This window comes from Lysobacter enzymogenes (assembly GCF_900106525.1).
Taxonomy (GTDB): Bacteria; Pseudomonadota; Gammaproteobacteria; order Xanthomonadales; family Xanthomonadaceae; genus Lysobacter; species Lysobacter enzymogenes.
In genome coordinates this window covers 621533-640581 of record NZ_FNOG01000002.1, presented here as the reverse complement: position 1 = coordinate 640581, position 19049 = coordinate 621533, and the positions used below count along the sequence as shown (strand labels likewise).

The following is a 19049-nucleotide window of genomic DNA, read 5'->3' as shown; positions in this document are numbered from 1 at the left end:
GCGCTTACGAGAAGTGGGTCAGCACGCCGGCGATGGTCGCGGTCATGAAGGTGGCGATCGAGCCGCCCAGCACCGCGCGCAGGCCGAAGCGGGCCAGGTCCTGGCGACGCTCCGGGGCGAGGCCGCCGATGCCGCCGATCTGGATCGCGATCGAGGAGAAGTTGGCGAAACCGCACAGCGCGTAGGTCGCGATCAGGCGGCCCTCGTCGCTCAGGCTCACGCCGGCGACCTTGCCGTTCACGATGTCGGCCAGATGGGTGTAGGCGACGAACTCGTTGAGCACGACCTTCTCGCCGATCAGGCCGCCGACCACGTTGGCGTCGGCCCACGGGGTGCCGATGACCCAGGCGATCGGCGCCAGCACGAAGCCGAGAATGGTCGACAGGTTGGTCGGCTTGCCGATCGCCGCAGCCAGGCCGGTGTACTCGCCGATCCAGGTCAGCGGCGCGTTGATCAGCGCCATCAGCGCGATGAAGGCCAGCAGCATCGCGCCGATGTTCAGCGCCAGGCGCAGGCCGTCGCCGGCGCCCGCGGCGGCGGCGTCGATGATGTTGGCGGTGTTCTTTTCCACTTCCATCTTGATCGTGCCGCGGGTCAGCGGCTCGCCGGTCTCGGGCACCAGGATCTTGGCGATCACCAGCGTCGCCGGCGCGGCCATGATCGACGCGGCCAGCAGGTGCTTGGCGTAGAACGCCTGCGCCGCCGGATCGCCGGCGCCGAGCATGCCCACGTAGGCCGCGAGCACGCCGCCGGCGATGTGGGCCATGCCGCCGATCATCATCGTGATCAGCTCCGACTCGGTCATCTTCGGAATGTACGGGCGCACGGTCAGCGGCGCCTCGGTCTGGCCGATGAACACGCTGGCGCAGACGCTGGTGGTTTCCGCGCCCGACACGCGCATGACCTTGGTGATCGCCCAGGCCATGCCGCGCACCACCGCCTGCATCACGCCCAGGTGGTAGAGCACGCCCATCAGCGCGGAAAAGAAGATGATCGTCGGCAGCACCTGGAAGGCGAAGATGAAGCCGAATTTGCTCACGTCCATGAGGTCGCCGAAGATGAACTTCGAACCGGCGCCCACGAATTCCAGCACGCGCACGAAGCCCTTGCCGATGGCGTCGAACACGTCCTTGCCGCCCGGCACCAACAGCACCACCGCGGCGAACGCGATCTGCAAGGTGATGCCGGTGGCGACCAGCTTCCAGTCGACCTTGCGGCGGTTGACCGAGAACACCCAAGCGATAGCGACGAGCACCGCCAGTCCGAACAGGCCGAAGCCCACGCGCGAAATCGAATCCACTCCACTCTCCCCGGGCGCCGGAGCCCCGGCGGCGTTTGGACGTCTAATAGTTAGTCGGCGCAGCCTAGTGGCAGCGGGCGTCAGCAGCAAGCCGCGGCGCAGCGCAGGACGCGAAAACCGCCGATTTTAGCGGGCCGGCGGGCCGCTGGGGCGGGGCAGGGCAGAAACCTCCTGGCCGGCGCCATGGCGCCGCGACCCGCGGCCGCGCCGCAATACGGCGAAAACCGCGCCGCAGCGTGCTCGCAGCTGCGTTTGCGCCGGCTAAAGCGGCGTCGAACCGAAGCGGGCCGCACCCGACACAATCCGGCCAAATCGTTCAGCCGGCCCGCGCGCCGGTCAAAGATCGCGCGCCACCACCCGGTTGCGGCCGGATTGCTTGGCCCGTTGCAGGCGCAGGTCGGCGCGGCGCAGCAGCCGCGACAGGTCGCCGCCTTCCTGCGGAAAGGTCACCAACCCCGCGCTGAAGCTCAGCCACAGCGGCTCGGCGCCGCGGCCGGGCTCGAACGGGCGCTCGGCGACGGTGCGGCGGATCGCGTCGACTTCCTCGAACGCGGTGCCCAGCGGCTTGCGCATCACCAACAGGAACTCGCCGCCGCTCAATCGCACCAGCCATTCGCTGGGCTCGGCCTGCTCGCGCAGCACCGCCACCAGATGGCGCAGGCTGCGGTCGCCGAGGCGGTGGCCGTAGTCGTCGTTGATGCGCTTGAAGTGGTCCAGGTCGATCAGCGCCAGGGTCAAGCTGCCGCCGTCGCGGCGCACCGCGTCGAACAGGCGCGGGATGCGGTGGGTCAGCCAGGTCCGGTTCGGCAGCCGGGTCAGGCCGTCGGTGCCGGACATCTCGATCAGCCGCTGCATCCGGTACACCACCATCGAGGTGGCCAGGGTCATCATCGCCAGCAGCACCAGGCGCTGGGTCTGGCTGCCGACGGTGACCGCGCCGTAATCGCTGGACATCAGGTCTTCGGGCGAACCGGACGAGGCAAACACCCACAGCACCAGCAGGCCGTACTGCAGCAGCGCCAGCACCCCGGCGAACAAGGTCACGCGGCCGTCGCTGCGCAGCGCGGTCATCAAGATCGCGAGCAGATAGCCGCACCACACGATCAGGCTGTTGAGCCCGGCCGGCAGGTGCTGCACGGCCAGCATCGCCAGCACCGCGGTGGTGGCGGTGACGTCGAAGGCGGCGGTGCAGAACGGCAGCCAGCGGTAGCGGCGCTGGCGTCGCGCCAGCCCCAGCCACAGTTGCGAGAACACATTGACGAAGACCGCGCCGCCCAGGCCGATCAGGGTTTCCTTGACGCTGCCGCCGCCGAGCGCGTTGAACAGCGGCAACAGCAGCAGCATCGCCGCCAGCACCGCGCGCAGCCGCGCCACCAGCAGTTCGCCGCCGGCGCCGATCTCGAGCATGATTTCGTCCGGGCGCGACAGCAGCGCGACCAACACGCTGCGCATCCGCCCGCCTACGCCCTGGTACATCCCCGTCCTTCCGTCGCCTCGGCCCCGCGCGAGCATAGCGCGAGCAGGGCCTGACACCGTGTCAGGGAAGGCGCGGTTCGCCGCCCGCACCGCCGCGGACCGGCCGCGGCGGCAGCGCGGCCATGCTCAGCCGATGCCGCGGATCGCCACCCACAAGGCCAGCGCGGCGAACACCGCGGCGGCGACCAGGCGCGCGGCCTTGAGCGGCAGGCGGTCGGCGAAGCGGGCGCCGAGCAGGGCCACCGGCACGTTGGCCAGCAGCATGCCGACGGTGGTGCCCACGATCACCGCCCACAGCGGCTCGTAGCGGGTCGCCAGCAGCACCGTGGCGACCTGGGTCTTGTCGCCGATCTCGGCGAAGAAGAACGCGATGGTGGTGGCGATGAACGCGCCGCGCGCGGAGAACTGGGTCTCGCCCTCGTCGAGCTTGTCGGGCTTGAGCGTCCACAGCGCCACCGCCAGGAAGCTCGCGGCGACCACCCAGCGCAGGATTTCGGGCTTGAGGAAGGCCGCGACCAGGGTGCCGAACCAGGCGGCCAGCGCGTGGTTGAGCAGGGTCGCGACGAGGATGCCGAGGATGATCGGCACCGGCTTGCGGAAGCGGGCGGCCAGCAACAGGGCCAGCAGCTGCGTTTTGTCGCCGATTTCGGCGAGCGCGACGGTACCGGTGGAAACGGCGGAGGCGACGACCCAGGCCGGGAAGTGGGACAGATCCATGAGAGCTCCAGGGTCGGGCATTCGCGTGGACGCGAAGGCAAACGCCGCGCGGCCCGACCCGGGTACGCACAACGCCTGCCTTCGGTCTTGCCCGTGGTCGCTGGCTCGAGGTCGAAAGACGCTCGCGCTGGCTGCCGCTCATACGCCATGGCCTGCTGGCCAAGTGTGTTGACGCATGCCCCCGCGAGCTGACGCCGGCGGGTGGGCTACTCCCCGGAGGAGGAAAGTGCGCGCATTGTAGCCACATCGCTGGGGCGATGCAGCAAATGAGAGGCTTTCTCGGTTGGGTGGCTGAATGTGGTGGGGACGGGCGTGGGGCGCGCGCGGGTGTCGTCGTAGTTGCGTTGTCGCGGTCGCGGCTCGCGCCGCTCCTACAAGGGGCTCCGGCCGGTTGCGTTTGCGACTGTAGGAGCGGCGCGAGCCGCGACCGCGACAACGCAACCACGACGACATCTTCTTACTGCAGCGCAGGCTCCGAACGTCGTTTCAAACCGACGCCGCGAACGGCAACGAACAAAACAACACCGACCGCAACCCGGCCGAATCGCTCACGGCTGGCAATGCCGCGCAGCGCAACCGCTACGTCGAATCCGCCGCCCCAACCACCGCACTCACTGCGAACACGCCGACGTCTCGCCGCCTTCCTCGCCATACAACGCCGCGAAACTCGCCGGCATCACCCGCGGCTGACGCTGCAACGGCGGTTTCACCGCGGCGAAGTAATCGCGCTGCCACTGCGCCGCCAACGCCGCCGCCGCCGGCTCCAGCGCGACGTCGCGCGCAGCCGGCGGATCGGCGGGCTTGGCGGTCAGCCGCGCCACCAGTAGCCGCATCGCCCGCGCCTTGGTCGGGTCGTTGGCGATCAGGCCGGCGGTCGGCGAGGAATCGTCGCCGTACGCGATCATCAGATCGAACAGCGCCGGCACGTAGCCGGCTTCGAACGAGAGTTGCAGCAACGCGCCGGCCTCGGCGCGCCAGCGGTCGAACTCGGGCGTGTTGAGGTGGGAGTAGTCCAGCAGCACCGAGTCGCCGCGCGCGTAGCGGTACATCGCTTCGGGCTCGCCGGCCAGCGCGGCCTGGCGCAGGTAGCGGTTGCCCTGGCGCCAGGCGTCGCTGTGCGAATCGCGGCATTCGGCGATGATCCGCCGCGCGCGGTCTTCCATCCGCGCCATGTAGGCGCGCTGGTCCGGCGCCAGCGAGGCGCTGGCGTTTTGTTCGGCGGAGGCGAGCAACTGCTGCGCGGCGGAGGTATCGGCGCAGCGCAGCAGTTCGACGCCTAGCTGGCAGGCGGCGCGGCTGTCGCCGGCTTCGGCGCGCTGGCGCAGTTCGGCCTGGCGACGCTGGCGGTAGTCGGCCTGCGCCGGTTGCGGTGCCGGCGCAGGCGCTGCAACGACGGCGGGCGCCGGAGCCGGCGCCGCTTCGGGCGCGGGCGTCGCCGCCACCACGGGCGCCGCGTCGCGTCCGTGCCATTGCTGCCAGACCAGCAGTGCGATCGCGAGCGCGATCGCCGCTGCGAGCCAAACCCGGATGCCGGCCTTCATCGTCCGCTGCCGTCCTGTCTCGATGCGTACACCGGCGTAGCATGCCCGCAATCGTCCATCCGATTCGGAGCCGTGCTATGCAATACCGTCGACTGGGTTCGTCCGGGCTGAAGGTGTCGGCGCTGTCGTTCGGCGCCTGGGTCACCTTCGGCGCGCAGATCGGCCGCGACACCGCGCGCGACTTGATCGCCGCAGCCTGGGACCACGGGATCAATTTCTTCGACAACGCCGAGGGCTACGCCAACGGCGAAGCCGAGCGGGTGATGGGCGTGGCGCTCGCCGAGCTGGGCCTGCCGCGCGATGGCTACTGCGTGTCGAGCAAGGTGTTCTTCGGCGCGCAAGCCGAGCCGTTGCCGACCCAGCGCGGCCTGTCGCGCAAGCACGTCACCGAAGCCTGCCACGCCGCGTTGCGGCGGCTGCAGGTCGAGCACCTGGACCTGTATTTCTGCCATCGCCCCGACCCGGATGTGCCGGTGGAAGAAACCGTGTGGGCGATGGACGCGCTGATCCGCCAGGGCAAGGTCTTGTACTGGGGTACCTCCGAATGGCCGGCGGCGCTGATCCGCGAGGCGCACAAGATCGCCCGCGCCCATCACCTGCACGCGCCGACGATGGAACAGCCGCAGTACAACCTGCTGCATCGCGAGCGGGTCGAACTGGAATACGCGCCGCTGTACGCCGAGCTGGGCCTGGGCACGACGATCTGGTCGCCGCTGGCTTCGGGCCTGTTGACCGGCAAGTACCGCGGCGGTTTCGAAGGCGAGAGCCGGCTCGGCCATACCGACAAGGAATGGCTGCGGCGGATCGCGGTCGGCGAATCCGGCCAGCGCCGGCTCGAACGGGTCGCGGCGTTCGTCGCCCTGGCCGACGAACTGGGCGTGGCGCCGGCGTCGCTGGCGATCGCCTGGTGTCTGCGCAATCCGCATGTGTCCACGGCGATCCTCGGCGCCAGCCGGGTCGAGCAGTTGCTGCAGAACCTGCAGGCGCTGGAGCTGCAGTTGGACGACACCGCCTGGCAGCGGGTGGAAGCCGCCACGGCCTGATCGCAGAGGCGACCGCCCCTTGTAGGAGCGGCGCGAGCCGCGACCGCGGCAATCCGAACCACGGCGCGGCTGCGATGCCGGCGCTGGCCCTACGGCGTGGGCGTCTGGCATGAACGTCGGCGTAGGGCGGGGCGCCGTAGTCGGGGCGGCGCGGTCGCGGCCTGCGCCGCTCCTACAGGGTGCTCCGGGACCGTCCCGCCGACGGACGGTTTGACCGGGCTCGCAGATTCACGCAATCGCGTGTTGACTGGCAAATGAGAATCATTATCATCATTCGGGAGCCCACCCCCGAACGAGTCACCGCCATGTCTCTGCGCAACCCCGTGCTGCAGCTGAAGCCCCGTACTGATCGTTCCCTGGCCGCGGTCGCCCCGCCGGTCGCCGCGGTCGCGCCGGCCGCCGCCGCGGCGGTGGTCGCCGCCGCCCAGGGCGGACTGGTCGAGAGCGCCGCCCTGCTGCGCGGCGCCCGCGAAGTCCTGATCCGCCACGGCGGCGAGGTCTATCGCCTGCGCCATACCCGCAACGACAAGCTGATCCTCACCAAGTAACCCCGCGTACGGCGCGCTTCCACCCAAGCCCGCTCAGCAACATCCACGCCGCACCGGTCCGGATTCCTCAGCGCTGAGGCAAAGCAACCGCCCCGACGCCCGAATCCAGTCCGCACTCGATCCCGTCCAAGCAACCCCGCGCAAGGCGCGCCTCCAGCCCAGCCCGCTCAGCAACATCCCCTCCCACGTCGGCCCAGATTCTCCAGGCACAGGACGCCCAACGTCCCGCCGCCCGAATCCCAACCGCGTTGCCGAGCCCGCCGCCGCAGCCGCGCCACCGCAAGCACCACCCGCACCGCGCCCACCCCCGGGCGCGGTGCGGTGCGTCGGTCCGCCGACTTGCCAGCACCTCTCTCCCAGGCTGCCAGCCCCGCCTCTCTCCGGATGCCAGCTCGCCTCGGTTCCACTGTTCATCCAACCGAGTCGAAGAATGTCCCGCGTCCATACCCCGGCTGCGTCCGCGCGCCCTGTTTTTCCGTCCGTCCTTCCCGCGCGCTCCGCGCTGGCCCTGGCTCTGTTGCTGGCGTTGCCGGCCGCGCACGCCGCCGACGCGCCCGACGCCAGCGGCGAGGTCAACGAACTCAATCGCGTGGTGGTCAGCGCCACCCGCACCGAGCGCGCCGTGCAGGACGTGCCCGCCACGGTCAGCGCGATCGACCGCGAGCGCATGGACAACGAGCTGACCCGCAACATCCGCGACCTGTTCCGCTACGAGCCGGGCATTGACGTGGGCGGCAACCGCGAGCGCTTCGGCCTGGGCGACATCCGCATCCGCGGCCTCGGCGGCAACCGCGTGCGCGTGCTGATCGACGGCATCTCGGTATCCGACGGCTTCTCCATCGGCAGCTTCTCCAACGCCGGGCGCAACTTCGTCGACCTGGACACGGTCAAGGAAGTCGAGGTCGTGCGCGGCCCGTCCAGCGCGCTGCACGGCTCCGACGCGCTCGGCGGCGTGGTTTCGTTCGTGACCAAGGATCCCGCGGATTACCTCAAGGACGGCGCCAAGTCCTACTTCGGCCTCAAGCTCGGCGCCGAGAGCCAGAACGAAGGCATCTACGGCAGCGCCACCGCCGCCTTCGCCGGCGAGCGCTGGTCCGGCCTGGTCGTGGTCAACCACCACCAGGGCAAGGAGACCGAGAACCAGGGCGACAACGACGCCCACGACAGCCGCCGCACTCGCGCCAATCCGCAGAGCTTCGAAGGCCGCAGCCTGCTGAGCAAGCTGGTGTTCGCGCCGAGCGAGAACCAGCGCCTCCGCCTGACCGTGGAAGGCAGCGAAGACCGCACCAAGACCGACGTGTTCAGCGCCCTGGGCCTGAGCGCGCTGACCCCGGGCCTGCCGCCGACCGCGCCGCGCACGCGGGTGCTGTCGATGTACGGCAACGACCACCAGACCCGCGCCCGGGTGGCGTTCGCCCACGAGATCGACTCGCTCGACAGCGTGCTGGCCGATTCGCTCAACTGGCAGGTCTATCGTCAGGACAGCGAGACCACCCAGCGTACCCGCGAGCAACGCGCCAGCGTCGTCGGCGGCCGCGACACCAGCCCGACCCTACGCCTGCGCGAGTTCAACTTCGACCAGCGCGTCTACGGCGCCGAAGCCACCGCGCACAAGGACTTCGCCACCGGCTCGGTCGAGCACACGCTGACCTACGGCTTCGAATACGAGCAGACCGAATTCCGCCAGAAGCGCGACGGCCGCTCGGTCAACCTGACCACCGGCGCGATCAGCAGCACCATTTCGCCCGATGCGTTCCCGGTGCGCGATTTCCCGATCAGCAAGACCCGCAACGCCGGCGTGTTCGTGCAGGACGAGATCCGCTTCGCCGACGGCGCGTTCCGGCTGGTGCCGGCGGTGCGCGTGGACCGTTACGAGCTCAAGCCGCAGAGCGATGCGATCTGGAACGGCGACAACCCGGGGGTGAAGATCAGCGACCTGACCAAGACCAGCGTCTCGCCCAAGCTCGGCGCGGTCTGGCACTTCGCCCAGGACTGGTCGCTGTACGGCGGCTACCAGCGCGGCTTCCGCGCGCCGCCCTACAGCGACGTCAATCTCGGCTTCACCAACCTGCAGTTCGGCTACACCGCGATTCCGAACCCGAACCTCAAGCCGGAAACCAGCAACGGCTACGAGCTGGGCCTGCGCTACAGCGGCAAGGCGGTGTATGCGCAGCTGTCGGGCTATTACAACGACTACAAGGACTTCATCGAGTCCAACCGCCAGGTCAGCGCGCCGCCGCAGTCGCCGTTGATCGTGTTCCAGTCGCAGAACGTCGAAAAGGCGCGCATCCGCGGCGTCGAGCTGCGCGGCGGCGTGGACTTCGGCGAGCTGTATCCGTCGCTGGCCGGCTGGTCGAGCCGCTTCGCCGCCGCCTACAGCAAGGGCGAGGACAAGACCGACGACCGTCCGCTGGAATCGATCGCGCCGCTGACCGCCACCGTCGGCGTCGCCTACGACCGCGACACCTGGGGCGTGGAGCTGGCCGGCCGTTTCGCCCGCCGCAAGAGCGACCTGCCCGAGGCCGGCCGTTTCGCCGCGCCGGGGTACGGCGTGTACGACCTGCTCGCGCACTGGAACTTCGCCCCGGGCGCCAAGTTCAACGTCGGCGTGTTCAACCTGGGCGACAAGAAGTACTGGGACAACGGCGACGTTCCGGGCGCGTTGACCGCGAGCAGCGCCATCCTCGACCGCTACACCGCGCCGGGCCGCAACGTCGGCGCCAGCGTGGCGGTGAGCTGGTAAGCCGTGCGCGCGGCGCCGTCGTCGGTTTTCTCGCTGCTGCCCGGCCACGCCGGCGCGCGCGCCGCGCTGCCCGCGCCGGAGCGGCTGGCAGCGGTGGCGACGGTGCTGTGCGTGCATCCGCGGCGCCAGCGCGACGTGCTGGCCGGTTGGCTGGCGGCGCGCGAGGCGCGGCGGCTGGGCGACGGCGCGAGCGAAGCGCTGTCGTTCCGCGACGCGGCCGGGCGCGAATGCTGGCGGCTGTATCTGCTGGCCGACAGCGATTTCCTCGCCTGGGACGACGCCTGCGCGGCGCTGGCGGCCGCACCCGCGCGCACCGACGCGTGGGCGGCCGCCTCGCGCTGGCTGCGCCGCCTGCGCGGCGGCTGGCGCGCGCAGGTCTTGCGCCTGAGCGTGCTGCGCGACGAGGCCGGCCATTGCGTGCTGCTCGCCGAAGCGGCCGCGCTGTCGCCGCTGGGCCGGTCGCAGGCGCGGCGGATCGCCGCCGCGGCCGGCGCGCGTCTGGACGAGCGCGCCCACGCCTGTTGTTGCCTGGCCTCGGCCGCCGCGGCGGCAGCGAAGCCCTGAGCGCCGATGCGTTCCCTCCTTATCTATTTGTCTACAGCCAAAGAGCCAATCGAGAACCCATGAACCTTCGTCACTTCCGCGCCAGCGTGCTGGCCTCCTGCCTGCTTTCCACCGGCCTGCTGTGCAGCACCTCGGCGCTGGCCCAGTCCGCCGACATCGCCCGCGACCGCGCCTCGATCCTGGCCATGCAGGGCGAGTACATCGTCGATTTCGCCTTCGACGAAACCGTGCTGCTCAAGCCCGGCTACGAGCGCGCGCCGGCGATGCGCAGCGGCGGCAACGAGACCGTGATCGTGGTCGAGGACACCCCGACCAAGGTGGTGCTGCAGCACATCCTGGTCGACGGCAAGAGCGGCCACGTGACCAAGCACTGGCGCCAGGATTGGAGCTTCGAGGCGCCGCAGCGCTTCGAGTTCAGCGCCGACCAGACCTGGCACGTGCGCAAAATTCCGGCCGAACTCAACCGCGGCGCCTGGACCCAGTGCGTGTACGAGGTCAGCGACGCGCCGCGCTACTGCGGCACCGGCCGCTGGGACTACCGCGACGGCCACGCCACCTGGACCAGCGATCCGAGCTGGCGTCCGCTGCCGCGGCGCGAATACACCAAGCGCAGCGACTACAACGCCATCGTCGCGATCAACCGCCACACCCTGACCCCGAACGGCTGGACCCACGAGCAGTTCAACACCAAGGTGCTGCGCAAGCCCGACGGCAGCCAGGAGCCGCTGGCGCGCGAGTTCGGCTTCAACGATTACGTCAAGACCAAGGAAGTCGACTTCAAGCCGGCCTACAAATACTGGGACGCGACCCGCGGCTTCTGGGCCAAGGTGCGCGAGCGCTGGGACGGTTATCTCGGCAAGGCGCCGGGCGTCCGGCTGAAGACCAAGATCGACGGCATGGCGATGATCATTCCGCTGTTCGAACAGGCCGGCAAGCTGGAAGAGGGCAAGAAGGTCGCCGACAAGGACATCGACCAGGTGTTCGCCAAGTGGGTGACCGCGGCGCCGGCCGAGTAAGCCGCGGCGCGAGAGTTTCCGGCGCGGGCCTGCGAAGGAGCGCGGGTGTCGGAGCGATGATCGGAACCGGCCGGGCAGGATGCCCGGCCTTTTTGTTGGCCGCGATTCCTTCTTCATCGACTGCGCCGCAGCGGACGCCCCCTGTAGGAGCGGCGCAAGCCGCGACCGCGCCACCGCGGCTACGACGAAGCCCACTACGCCCGCGTCTTTGTTGGCGGCGATTCCTTTCGCATCGACTGCGCCGTAGCGGACGCCCCTTGTAGGAGCGGCGCAAGCCGCGACCGCGCCACCGCGGCTACGACGAAACCCACTACGCCCGCGTCGCCGGCCGCTCTGCATTCGGCGCGACCGGACGCTGCGCGGTCGCGGCTCGCGCCGCTCCTACAGGGAGACTTCGGTGCGTTCGACGCTGATGAAAAGAGCCGGGCCGGTGCGTGTCGCCGCCGGCCCGACTAGGGGAACACTGCGCGCTCAGACGATCGGTTCGGCGGGCACGGCTTGGATCGGTGGCATCGGCGGCGCCGGCAGCGCGGCCGCGGGCCGGCCCTTCGGCGGCGGCGGGGGCGGAGGCGGAGGAGGCGGGACCGGCGCTGCGGGTGCGGCCGGCGGCGCGGGCGGTGCAGGCGGTGCCGGCGGCGGAGGCGGAGGCGCGGGCGGCACCCAAGCCACTGCCTTGGGCACGCTGAGCTTGAGCTTGGCGCTGTTGCGGTCGCGCAGATAACCGATCTCGACCTGCGCGCCTTCGGGCTTGTCGCGCAAGGCGTCCATGGTCTGGCGCGGGGTGTCGACCGCGCGGCCGTCGACGCTCTGGATCACGTCGCCGGCTTCCAGCCCCTTGAGCCCGGCCGGCGCGCTGAGCACCAGCACGCCGCGCTGGGCGCCGAAGTAGCGGCCGAGCTTGGGCTCGACCGTGGCCAGGTTGAGGCCGTTCCAGCGCAGCGCCTCGCTGATCAGCGGCATGCTGCAGGCCGGATGCCGGGCCTTGCCCTTGTCCTTGCCGGCGCAGTCCAGGTCCGGGCCGATGCGGTGGATCTCGGTGCGCAGGCCCGGCGCGACCGCGATGCCGGCGGCGGGCACCGAATCGATGACGACGGTGCGCGCGTACCGATTGGTGACGTATTCGCTGCCGTCGGGATTGCGGTAGACCATGATCCGCTCGCCGACCTGCGGCGCGAGTTCGACCGTGGCCTCGCGCTGCTCGCGCTGGTAGCGGATGCGCACCGGCTTGCCGGCTTCGAGCTTGGCGATCCGCTCGCGCGCTTCGCCCAGGCGCGCTTCGCCGTTCTTGCCGGCGAGCTTGCGTTCGTCGACCGCGAGCAGGCGGTCGCCGCTGCGCAGGCCGGCGCGGGCCGCAGCGCTGCCCGGGGTGACTGCGAGGATGGCCACGCCGCTGCGCTCGTCCGGAGCCAGGATCACCCCGAGCTGCGGGCCGCGCAGGTCGTCGCTGATCAGCACCGGGCCGAACTGCGAGGGCTCGGGCAGGGCGCCGATGGGATAGGCGGGGCGGCGCATCTCCACCACCATCGGCCGCGCCTGCGCCAGCAAGCGCGGCGCGGTGTCGGTGTCGGCGAAGAAATAGGCTCGGGTTTGGTGCGGCGCGACGCCGGCCGGGATGGCCTGGGCCGGGACGGCCGCTGTGTCGGTGCGGATGAAATATGCGGGGACTGCGTGCGGCGCCGGCAGGGCCGGCACGAATTCGAGCCGGGCCGGTTCGGCCGGCGCCGGGACGGCTGGGGTCGCGACGGCATCGGTCGCGCCGGCCGCGGCGGGAACCGCGAGCGCGCCGCCGATCGCGGCGGCGAGCAGGGCGGGAAGCAGGAAGCGGGACGACATGGCGGTCTCCAGTGAAAGTCGTGGCGATAGTTCGTGGCGATGATCGGTGGGGCGGCGGCGCGCTCAGTCCACCCGTACCAGCGCGCTGTCGTAGCGTTCGCCGCGCGCGGCGTACCAGCGTTGGGTGCTTTCCATGCCGGCCAGCGAGCGCAGCGAGTCGACCCGTTCGCGCCACAGCGCGACGCGGGTGGGCGCCGGCAGCGCGGCGTCGCCGAGCGCGGTGTCGATCAGTTGCAGGCGCTGGTCGAGGCCGGCGCCCATCACCGCGGCGGAGGCGCTGGCGACGCGCTCGTCGCGCGCGACGGCGACCAGGGCTTCGAGCTGGGCCGACTCGGCTTGCAGTTCGCGCAGTTGCGCGACGAGGCGAGTGTCGGCGTCGGCTGCGGCTGCGGTGGATGCGCCGGCATCGGCGGGTCGCGTGCGCGTCGCCGTGTGTTGCGACGCGGCGGCGACGGGTGCGGTTGCGTCGTTCGGCTTCGGCGCTGTCGTCGCGACCCGCGTCTGGCTGTCCCGATCGGTGGCGGCCGTTGCGGGATCGGAGGCCGATGGGCCCGCTGATATAGAAGGAGCGGATACAGAAGGAGTGGCCGCCGAAGAAGCGGACACCGACGGGCCGGTACCGGCCGCGGCGACGGCTTCGTTTCGCGCGGAGCGGCCGCCATCGGCCGGTGCGGGATCGCGCTGCGGCGTCGGCGTCGCGTGCGATTGCGCCGCGACAACCGGCGCGGCGGGTTCCGCGTCCGGCCGCTGCGCGCGCAGGCTCAGCCACAGGCCCAACGGCAGCGCCGCGGCCAGCATCGCGGCCAGCGCCCAGCGCCGCAGCGGCGTTGCGGCTGCGCGCGGTGCGGACGATTTCGATGCAGCCGATTGCGGCGCGACGAACTCGGCCGACGTCGCGGCCGATGCGGCCGGCAAACGCGCAACCATGCGCGCCCAGCCGTCGGCCGGCGGGGTTTCGGCGGGCACCGCGGCGAACGCGCCGGCCCAGGTCGAAGGCGGCTCGCCTGCGGCAGGCGCGCCCGGAACGAGCGGGGGACGATCAGGCATGGGCCTGCTCCGGTTCCAGCAACTGGCGCAGGCGGCGGCTGCCGCGGGCGAGCTGCGATTTTGAAAAACTGATCGAACGCTGCATCAGCGCGGCGATCTCCTCATGGGTGTAGCCCTCGGCGTGGTACAGCCACAGCACGCTGCGGGTCGCCTCGGGCAATTGCGCCAGCGCGCGGCCGAGCGCGGCGGCGTCGGCCGCGGCCGGCGGCGGCGGGATGCGGTCGTCGGCCAGATGCTCTTCGTCGCTGTCGCCGTGTTCGTGGCGGCGCCGGCTGCGCAGCCGCATCAGGGCCTCGTTCACAGCGATCTGGCGCAGCCAGCCCCAGAACGGCGTGCCGCTGCCGTCGCGGTGGCCGCGGAAGTCGCCGATCCGCGTGAGCACTTTGAGCATGGTCTCCTGCAGGACTTCGGTGGCTTCCTCGCGGTCGCCGGCGATGCGCACCGCCAGGGTGAACACCGGCCGCTCGAACCAGCGGTAGATCTGCTCGAACGCCGCGCCCTCGCCGGCGCGCGCGCGCGCCAGCAGCGACTCGGGCACGTCGATGGCGAAGCTCGACACGGGCCGGTCGGCGACGGGCGAGGGCGGCGGCAGGGGCATGGGTTCGGGTGGCATTCCCAGGCAAGGATGCGCCAGGGGCGTGAAGGGTCGCAGCCGGCGCCTGGGCCTATACTGCGCCCATAAGACTAAGGACAAGGAGGGGAGTCATGGGAGCCAGCTTTCTCGCGTTGGTGCTGGTGTTCGCCGGCGTCGTGCTGCTGTTCAAGACCGTGCGCATGGTCCCGCAGGGCTACCAGTGGACGGTCGAGCGCTTCGGCCGCTACACCCACACCATGGACCCCGGCCTGCACTTCCTGGTCCCGGTGATCTACGGCGTCGGCCGCAAGATCAACATGATGGAACAGGTGTTGGAGGTGCCCAGCCAGGACGTGATCACCAAGGACAACGCGGTGGTCAAGGTCGACGGCATCGTGTTCTTCCAGGTGCAGGACGCGGCCAAGGCGGCGTATGAGGTGGCTCAGCTGGAAGTTGCGATCCTCAATTTGGTCATGACCAACATCCGCACCGCGATCGGTTCGATGGACCTGGACGAATCGCTGTCCAAGCGCGACGAGATCAACACCAAGGTGCTCAACGCGGTGGACGCGGCCACCCATCCGTGGGGGCTGAAGGTCAACCGCATCGAGCTCAAGGACATCCAGCCGCCGCGCGACCTGGTCGATTCGATGGCCCGGCAGATGAAGGCCGAGCGCGAGAAGCGCGCCAACATCCTCGAAGCCGAAGGCCATCGCCAGTCGGAAATCCTGCGCGCCGAAGGCGACAAGCAGGCCGCGATCCTGGAAGCCGAAGGCAAGCGCGAGGCCGCGTACCGCGAGGCCGAGGCGCGCGAGCGTCTGGCCGAGGCCGAGGCCAAGGCCACCCAGTTGGTCTCCGACGCGATCGCCGCCGGCAACGTGCAGGCGATCAATTACTTCGTCGCGCAGAAATACATCGAGGCGTTCAAGGCCCTGGCCGAAGCGCCGAACCAGAAGTTCGTGATGATGCCGATGGATTCGTCCGGGGTGATCGGCTCGATCGCCGGCATCGCCGAGCTGGCCAAGGACGCGATGGCCCAGCAGGCCGCGCACGGCGCGCGGCCGCCGCGCAGCGGGGCATGACATGAGCTGGAACTGGCCGACCGTGGCCTGGGCGGCGTTGGCGCTGCTGCTGTTCGCAGCCGAGGCGATGGCGCCGGGCGCGTTCATGCTCTGGCTCGGCCTGGCTGCGGCGGCGGTGTTCGTGCTGGTGTTCGCCTTTCCCGGACTCACCGTGCTGGCCCAGGTGGCCGCGTTCGTGGTGTTGAGCTTCGTTTCGATCCAGGTCTACCGCACCTGGTTCCGCAAGCGCGAGCCGGCCAGCGACCGGCCGCTGCTGAACCGTCGCGCCGAGCAGTTGATCGGGCGGGTGGTGCCGTTGGAGCGCGGCATCGTCGCCGGCCGCGGGCGGGTGCAGATCGCCGATGCGTTCTGGGACGTCAGCGGCCCGGAGCTGCCGGCCGGCGCGATGGTGCGCGTGGTCGGCGCCGACGCGATGTTGCTGCATGTGGAAGCGGCGGGCTGAGCGGTGAACGCCCGCTGCGCCAAGCCCTGGTCGTCCGCCTCGGCGCGCCGGCGCGCGTCGACCGCGTTGGGCGCGTGCGCGCTGGGCTTGTGCCTGGCCGCGCAGGGCGGCCCGACCACGCCGGCCGCCACGCGCGCGTCGGCCGCCAGTGCGCCGACCGCGGCCAAGCTCGCGCAGAACGGGCCCGCGCCGGCTAAGCCGGCGCAAGCCGCGCCCGCGCCGAGCGGCGCGGCGACGCCGAGCGGCCCGATCCTCGGCCGCCCGCCGGCGGTGCGCGACGACGGCAAGACCGCGATGCGCGACTGGATCGGCCGGGTGGTGCCGCCGTATCCGGACGGCTACCGCTCCAACACCGGCGGCTGCGTCGGCAGCGGCCGCAGCGCCGAGCAGATCTGCGCGCGCAGCATCGGCACCATCGACGACAGCGAAGACCGTTCGCAACTGCTCTACGCCGCCGAACTGGTCGGCCGCGCCGGCAACGAGGCGCGCTGGAAGATCACCGACGTGGTCGCCTATCCCAGGCTGCAGCGCGGCGAGCGCGTGTCGATTTCCACCTGCCTGTTCGACGGCGCCGGCGATCCCGGCGTGATCGCCATCGTCGACACCCTGGTCGAGAACGCCGCCGCGCGCGAGACCTTCGACGCGGTGCGCTGGGCGGTGCGGCTGGATCGCGGCAAGGGCAAGTTCGTCGAGATCAAGACCGCCGAGGTGCAGTGCTACAACGAAGGGCCCGACGGGGAGTGAGGCGGGTTTCGGTAGCGTTGCCGCATCGGGTACGAAAGCGTCGGGGCTAAAGCCCCTCCCACAACAGCAGCCTGGGACGAAGCCCTTCGCGCTTTTGTGGGAGGGGCTTCAGCCCCGACGCTTTGGTATCCGCTGCCCCGAACCCGCATCCAGCGCACCGGCAATACTTGAAGCCGCTCCCACCATTCGCCGGGGTACCGAAATCCGGCAAACCCGCACGCCGCGCGCATGAGGGATAATCGCCGGCTCCCACCCCCACCAGCAGAGCAGGCCGCGCCCATGAGCCAGAAGACCATCCTCAACGACGCCCACCGCGCACTCGGCGCCAAGATGGTCGACTTCGGCGGCTGGGACATGCCGATCAGCTACGGCTCGCAGCTCGAAGAACACCACCAGGTGCGCCGCGACGCCGGCATGTTCGACGTCAGCCACATGACCGTGGTCGACCTGCGCGGCGCGCGCGTGCGCGAGTTCCTGCGCCACCTGGTCGCCAACTCGGTCGACAAGCTGCAAAAGTCGGGCAAGGCGCTGTACACCTGCATGCTCAACGCCGACGGCGGCGTCATCGACGATCTGATCGTCTACTTCCACGAGGAAGACTATTTCCGCCTGGTGGTCAACGCCGCCACCCGCGACAAGGATCTGGCGTGGATCGGCCAGCAGGCCGCAGCGTTCGGCGTCGGCGTGACCGAGCGTCCGGAGCTGTCGATGATCGCGGTGCAGGGCCCGAACGCGCGCGAGAAGCTGATCGGCCTGCTGCGCGAGGACGACCGCGCGCGCATCGGCAAGCTCGGCAAGTTCGTCGCCGGCCAGGCGCAGACCGCCGACGGCATCGAACTGTTCGTCGCCCGCACCGGTTACACCGGCGAGGACGGCTTCGAAGTGATCGTGCCCGAAGACCGCGCGGTGGCGCTGTGGGACGCGCTGCTCGCCGCGGGCGTGAAGCCGGCCGGCCTGGGCGCGCGCGACACGCTGCGCCTGGAAGCGGGCATGAATCTCTACGGCCAGGACATGGACGACACCGTCTCGCCGTACGAAGCCGCGCTGGCCTGGACCGTGTCGCTGGACGAGGGCCGCGACTTCATCGGCCGCGCCAAGCTCGAAGCGCAGAAGGCCACCGGCGCGCCGCGGCAGATGATCGGCCTGGTGATGGACGAGAAGGGCGTGCTGCGCCACGGTCAGAAGGTGCTGACCGCGCACGGCGAGGGCGAGATCCTCTCGGGCACGTTCTCGCCGACCCTGGGCAAGTCGATCGCATTCGCGCGCGTGCCCGCCGGCGAGATCGCGCTCGGCGCGGCCGGCAACGTGCGCGTGGACATCCGCGGCAAGGAAGTGCCGGTGCGCGTGGTCAAGTTCCCGTTCGTGCGCGACGGCCAGGCGCAGGACGGCGTGCTGGGCTGATCGCATTGGCGCCGGTCCGGTTCGTCGCCGGACCGGATCGCCAGGGCGTCGCCGGCTGGTAGAAGAGCGTCGGGCCTGAAGGCCCTCCCACCATTCTTCTCCCCGTCGCGCCGTCCGCTCTTGTGGGAGGGGCTTCAGCCCCGACGCTCTTCGACCACAAGCCACGCACCGATCTGTTTCCATCGACCACCGCACCGATCCCGCTGCCCCCGATCTGCCGACCTGAATGGAGCTGCCACCGTGAGCGTCGTCGTCGACTACTACTTCAGCCTGATCTCGCCCTACGTCTATCTCGGCCACGCGCCGCTGCTGGCGCTGACGCGCGAGACCGGCGCACGCTTGGCCTACAAGCCGGTGCGCATCTTCGAACTGTTCTCGGCCAACGGCGGCCTGCCGCTGGGCCAGCGCGCGCCGGCGCGCCAGCGCTACCGCCTGGTCGAACTGCAGCGCGCGCGCGCCGAGCGCGGCGTGCCGTTGAACCTGACGCCGAAGCACTTCCCGGTCGACCCGGGCCTGGCCGACCGCTGCGCGATCGCGCTGTGCGAAGCCGGACGCGATCCGGCGCAGTACATGGACGCGGTGCTGCGCGCGATCTGGGCGCAGGACGAGGACATCGCCGACCGCGCGCTGCTGGCGCGGGCGTTGCGCGACGCCGGTCACGATGCCGATGCGATCCTCGCCGCGGCCGGCAGCGCGGCGGTCGCGGCGATCTACCAAGACAACACCGCCGCGGCGATCGCCGTCGACCTGCCCGGCCTGCCGGGCTATGTATTGAACGGCGAGCCGTTCTGGGGCCAGGATCGCGTCGACGCGCTCGGCGCGGCGCTGCGCAGCGGCCGCGCGCCGTTCCTCGCCCCGGCCGGGCCGCCGCGCTGAGCGCTCGTACCGGTCGATCGCGCCGCTCGCTCGCGCCGGTCGTCGTCACCCCCTCCCACGACGCGCCGGCATCGTTAAACTACGCGCCAATATCCGCGTCTC

Annotated in this window: 17 protein-coding genes; 10 read left to right on the top strand and 7 right to left on the bottom strand. The window is 70.7% G+C overall.

The features are described from left to right. Positions 1-4: 4 nt before the first annotated feature. The 4 genes from BLU84_RS06960 to BLU84_RS27455 all read right to left on the bottom strand — a co-directional run bounded on the left by BLU84_RS06960 (position 5) and on the right by BLU84_RS27455 (position 5034). The gene (locus BLU84_RS06960; protein WP_074864362.1) at positions 5-1300 is read right to left on the bottom strand and encodes a NupC/NupG family nucleoside CNT transporter; all 1296 of its coding nucleotides are present in this window, start codon (positions 1298-1300) and stop codon (positions 5-7) included. Between the two features lie 336 nt (positions 1301-1636). Continuing rightward, positions 1637-2776 carry a GGDEF domain-containing protein gene (locus tag BLU84_RS06955; RefSeq protein WP_170849105.1) on the bottom strand — a complete coding sequence of 380 codons (1140 nt, stop codon included), beginning with the start codon at positions 2774-2776 and terminating at the stop codon, positions 1637-1639. A gap of 126 nt (positions 2777-2902) precedes the next feature. Beyond that, positions 2903-3493: a TMEM165/GDT1 family protein gene (locus BLU84_RS06950; RefSeq protein WP_074864358.1), complete on the bottom strand. Its 591-nt coding sequence runs from the start codon at positions 3491-3493 to the stop codon at positions 2903-2905. Between the two features lie 611 nt (positions 3494-4104). Beyond that, a complete protein-coding gene (locus BLU84_RS27455) occupies positions 4105-5034 on the bottom strand; it encodes a hypothetical protein (protein ID WP_139174736.1) in 930 nt (309 codons plus the stop codon). Between the two features lie 77 nt (positions 5035-5111). Here BLU84_RS27455 and BLU84_RS06940 point away from each other — a divergent pair, with 77 nt between their 5' ends. The 5 genes from BLU84_RS06940 (at position 5112) to BLU84_RS06920 (ending at position 10948) form a co-directional block, all read left to right on the top strand. Beyond that, on the top strand, positions 5112-6077 hold the full coding sequence (locus tag BLU84_RS06940) for a potassium channel beta subunit family protein (protein WP_074864356.1): 966 nt from the start codon (positions 5112-5114) through the stop codon (positions 6075-6077). 305 nt (positions 6078-6382) lie between these two features. Next, the gene (hemP, locus tag BLU84_RS28340; protein ID WP_074864355.1) at positions 6383-6625 is read left to right on the top strand and encodes a hemin uptake protein HemP; all 243 of its coding nucleotides are present in this window, start codon (positions 6383-6385) and stop codon (positions 6623-6625) included. Between the two features lie 430 nt (positions 6626-7055). Continuing rightward, positions 7056-9368 (top strand): TonB-dependent hemoglobin/transferrin/lactoferrin family receptor, encoded by a 2313-nt coding sequence (locus BLU84_RS06930; RefSeq protein WP_425479332.1) that lies wholly within the window; start codon positions 7056-7058, stop codon positions 9366-9368. Positions 9369-9371: 3 nt separating this feature from the next. Then, on the top strand, positions 9372-9932 hold the full coding sequence (locus BLU84_RS06925) for a hypothetical protein (RefSeq protein WP_083382379.1): 561 nt from the start codon (positions 9372-9374) through the stop codon (positions 9930-9932). A gap of 59 nt (positions 9933-9991) precedes the next feature. Next, positions 9992-10948: a DUF6607 family protein gene (locus tag BLU84_RS06920; protein WP_074864353.1), complete on the top strand. Its 957-nt coding sequence runs from the start codon at positions 9992-9994 to the stop codon at positions 10946-10948. Between the two features lie 471 nt (positions 10949-11419). Here BLU84_RS06920 and BLU84_RS06915 read toward each other — a convergent pair whose 3' ends face one another. The 3 genes from BLU84_RS06915 to BLU84_RS06905 form a co-directional block, all read right to left on the bottom strand. After that, positions 11420-12781, bottom strand: coding sequence for a PDZ domain-containing protein (locus BLU84_RS06915; RefSeq protein ID WP_074864350.1), 1362 nt, complete (start codon positions 12779-12781; stop codon positions 11420-11422). A 63-nt stretch (positions 12782-12844) separates the two neighbouring features. Beyond that, the gene (locus BLU84_RS06910; protein ID WP_139174734.1) at positions 12845-13828 is read right to left on the bottom strand and encodes a hypothetical protein; all 984 of its coding nucleotides are present in this window, start codon (positions 13826-13828) and stop codon (positions 12845-12847) included. Then, positions 13821-14426 (bottom strand): RNA polymerase sigma factor, encoded by a 606-nt coding sequence (locus BLU84_RS06905; RefSeq protein ID WP_232518340.1) that lies wholly within the window; start codon positions 14424-14426, stop codon positions 13821-13823. The genes BLU84_RS06910 and BLU84_RS06905 overlap by 8 nt, the downstream gene beginning before the upstream one ends. 107 nt (positions 14427-14533) lie before the next feature. On the opposite strand from BLU84_RS06905, the gene BLU84_RS06900 reads away from it, so the two are divergent. The 5 genes from BLU84_RS06900 (at position 14534) to BLU84_RS06880 (ending at position 18947) form a co-directional block, all read left to right on the top strand. Further along, positions 14534-15484: an SPFH domain-containing protein gene (locus BLU84_RS06900; RefSeq protein WP_074864344.1), complete on the top strand. Its 951-nt coding sequence runs from the start codon at positions 14534-14536 to the stop codon at positions 15482-15484. Between the two features lies 1 nt (position 15485). Then, complete coding sequence (locus tag BLU84_RS06895) at positions 15486-15926, top strand: NfeD family protein (RefSeq protein WP_074864342.1); 441 nt, start codon at positions 15486-15488, stop codon at positions 15924-15926. A gap of 3 nt (positions 15927-15929) precedes the next feature. Then, positions 15930-16670, top strand: a complete 741-nt coding sequence (locus BLU84_RS06890; protein WP_074864340.1) for a hypothetical protein — start codon at positions 15930-15932, stop codon at positions 16668-16670. A 279-nt stretch (positions 16671-16949) separates the two neighbouring features. Further along, entirely contained in the window at positions 16950-18071 is a 1122-nt protein-coding gene (gcvT, locus tag BLU84_RS06885; RefSeq protein WP_074864336.1) for a glycine cleavage system aminomethyltransferase GcvT, read from the top strand. Positions 18072-18311: 240 nt separating this feature from the next. After that, positions 18312-18947 (top strand): 2-hydroxychromene-2-carboxylate isomerase, encoded by a 636-nt coding sequence (locus tag BLU84_RS06880; RefSeq protein WP_074864334.1) that lies wholly within the window; start codon positions 18312-18314, stop codon positions 18945-18947. The last annotated feature ends 102 nt before the right edge of the window (positions 18948-19049 follow it).

Coding starts and splice junctions, on each gene's coding strand:
- BLU84_RS06955 (WP_170849105.1), bottom strand. CDS start 2,776: ATGTACCAGGGCGTAGGCGGGCGGATGCGCAGCGTGTTGGTCGCGCTG.
- BLU84_RS06950 (WP_074864358.1), bottom strand. CDS start 3,493: ATGGATCTGTCCCACTTCCCGGCCTGGGTCGTCGCCTCCGCCGTTTCC.
- BLU84_RS27455 (WP_139174736.1), bottom strand. CDS start 5,034: ATGAAGGCCGGCATCCGGGTTTGGCTCGCAGCGGCGATCGCGCTCGCG.
- BLU84_RS06940 (WP_074864356.1), top strand. CDS start 5,112: ATGCAATACCGTCGACTGGGTTCGTCCGGGCTGAAGGTGTCGGCGCTG.
- hemP (WP_074864355.1), top strand. CDS start 6,383: ATGTCTCTGCGCAACCCCGTGCTGCAGCTGAAGCCCCGTACTGATCGT.
- BLU84_RS06930 (WP_425479332.1), top strand. CDS start 7,056: ATGTCCCGCGTCCATACCCCGGCTGCGTCCGCGCGCCCTGTTTTTCCG.
- BLU84_RS06920 (WP_074864353.1), top strand. CDS start 9,992: ATGAACCTTCGTCACTTCCGCGCCAGCGTGCTGGCCTCCTGCCTGCTT.
- BLU84_RS06915 (WP_074864350.1), bottom strand. CDS start 12,781: ATGTCGTCCCGCTTCCTGCTTCCCGCCCTGCTCGCCGCCGCGATCGGC.
- BLU84_RS06910 (WP_139174734.1), bottom strand. CDS start 13,828: ATGCCTGATCGTCCCCCGCTCGTTCCGGGCGCGCCTGCCGCAGGCGAG.
- BLU84_RS06905 (WP_232518340.1), bottom strand. CDS start 14,426: ATGCCCCTGCCGCCGCCCTCGCCCGTCGCCGACCGGCCCGTGTCGAGC.
- BLU84_RS06900 (WP_074864344.1), top strand. CDS start 14,534: ATGGGAGCCAGCTTTCTCGCGTTGGTGCTGGTGTTCGCCGGCGTCGTG.
- BLU84_RS06895 (WP_074864342.1), top strand. CDS start 15,486: ATGAGCTGGAACTGGCCGACCGTGGCCTGGGCGGCGTTGGCGCTGCTG.
- gcvT (WP_074864336.1), top strand. CDS start 16,950: ATGAGCCAGAAGACCATCCTCAACGACGCCCACCGCGCACTCGGCGCC.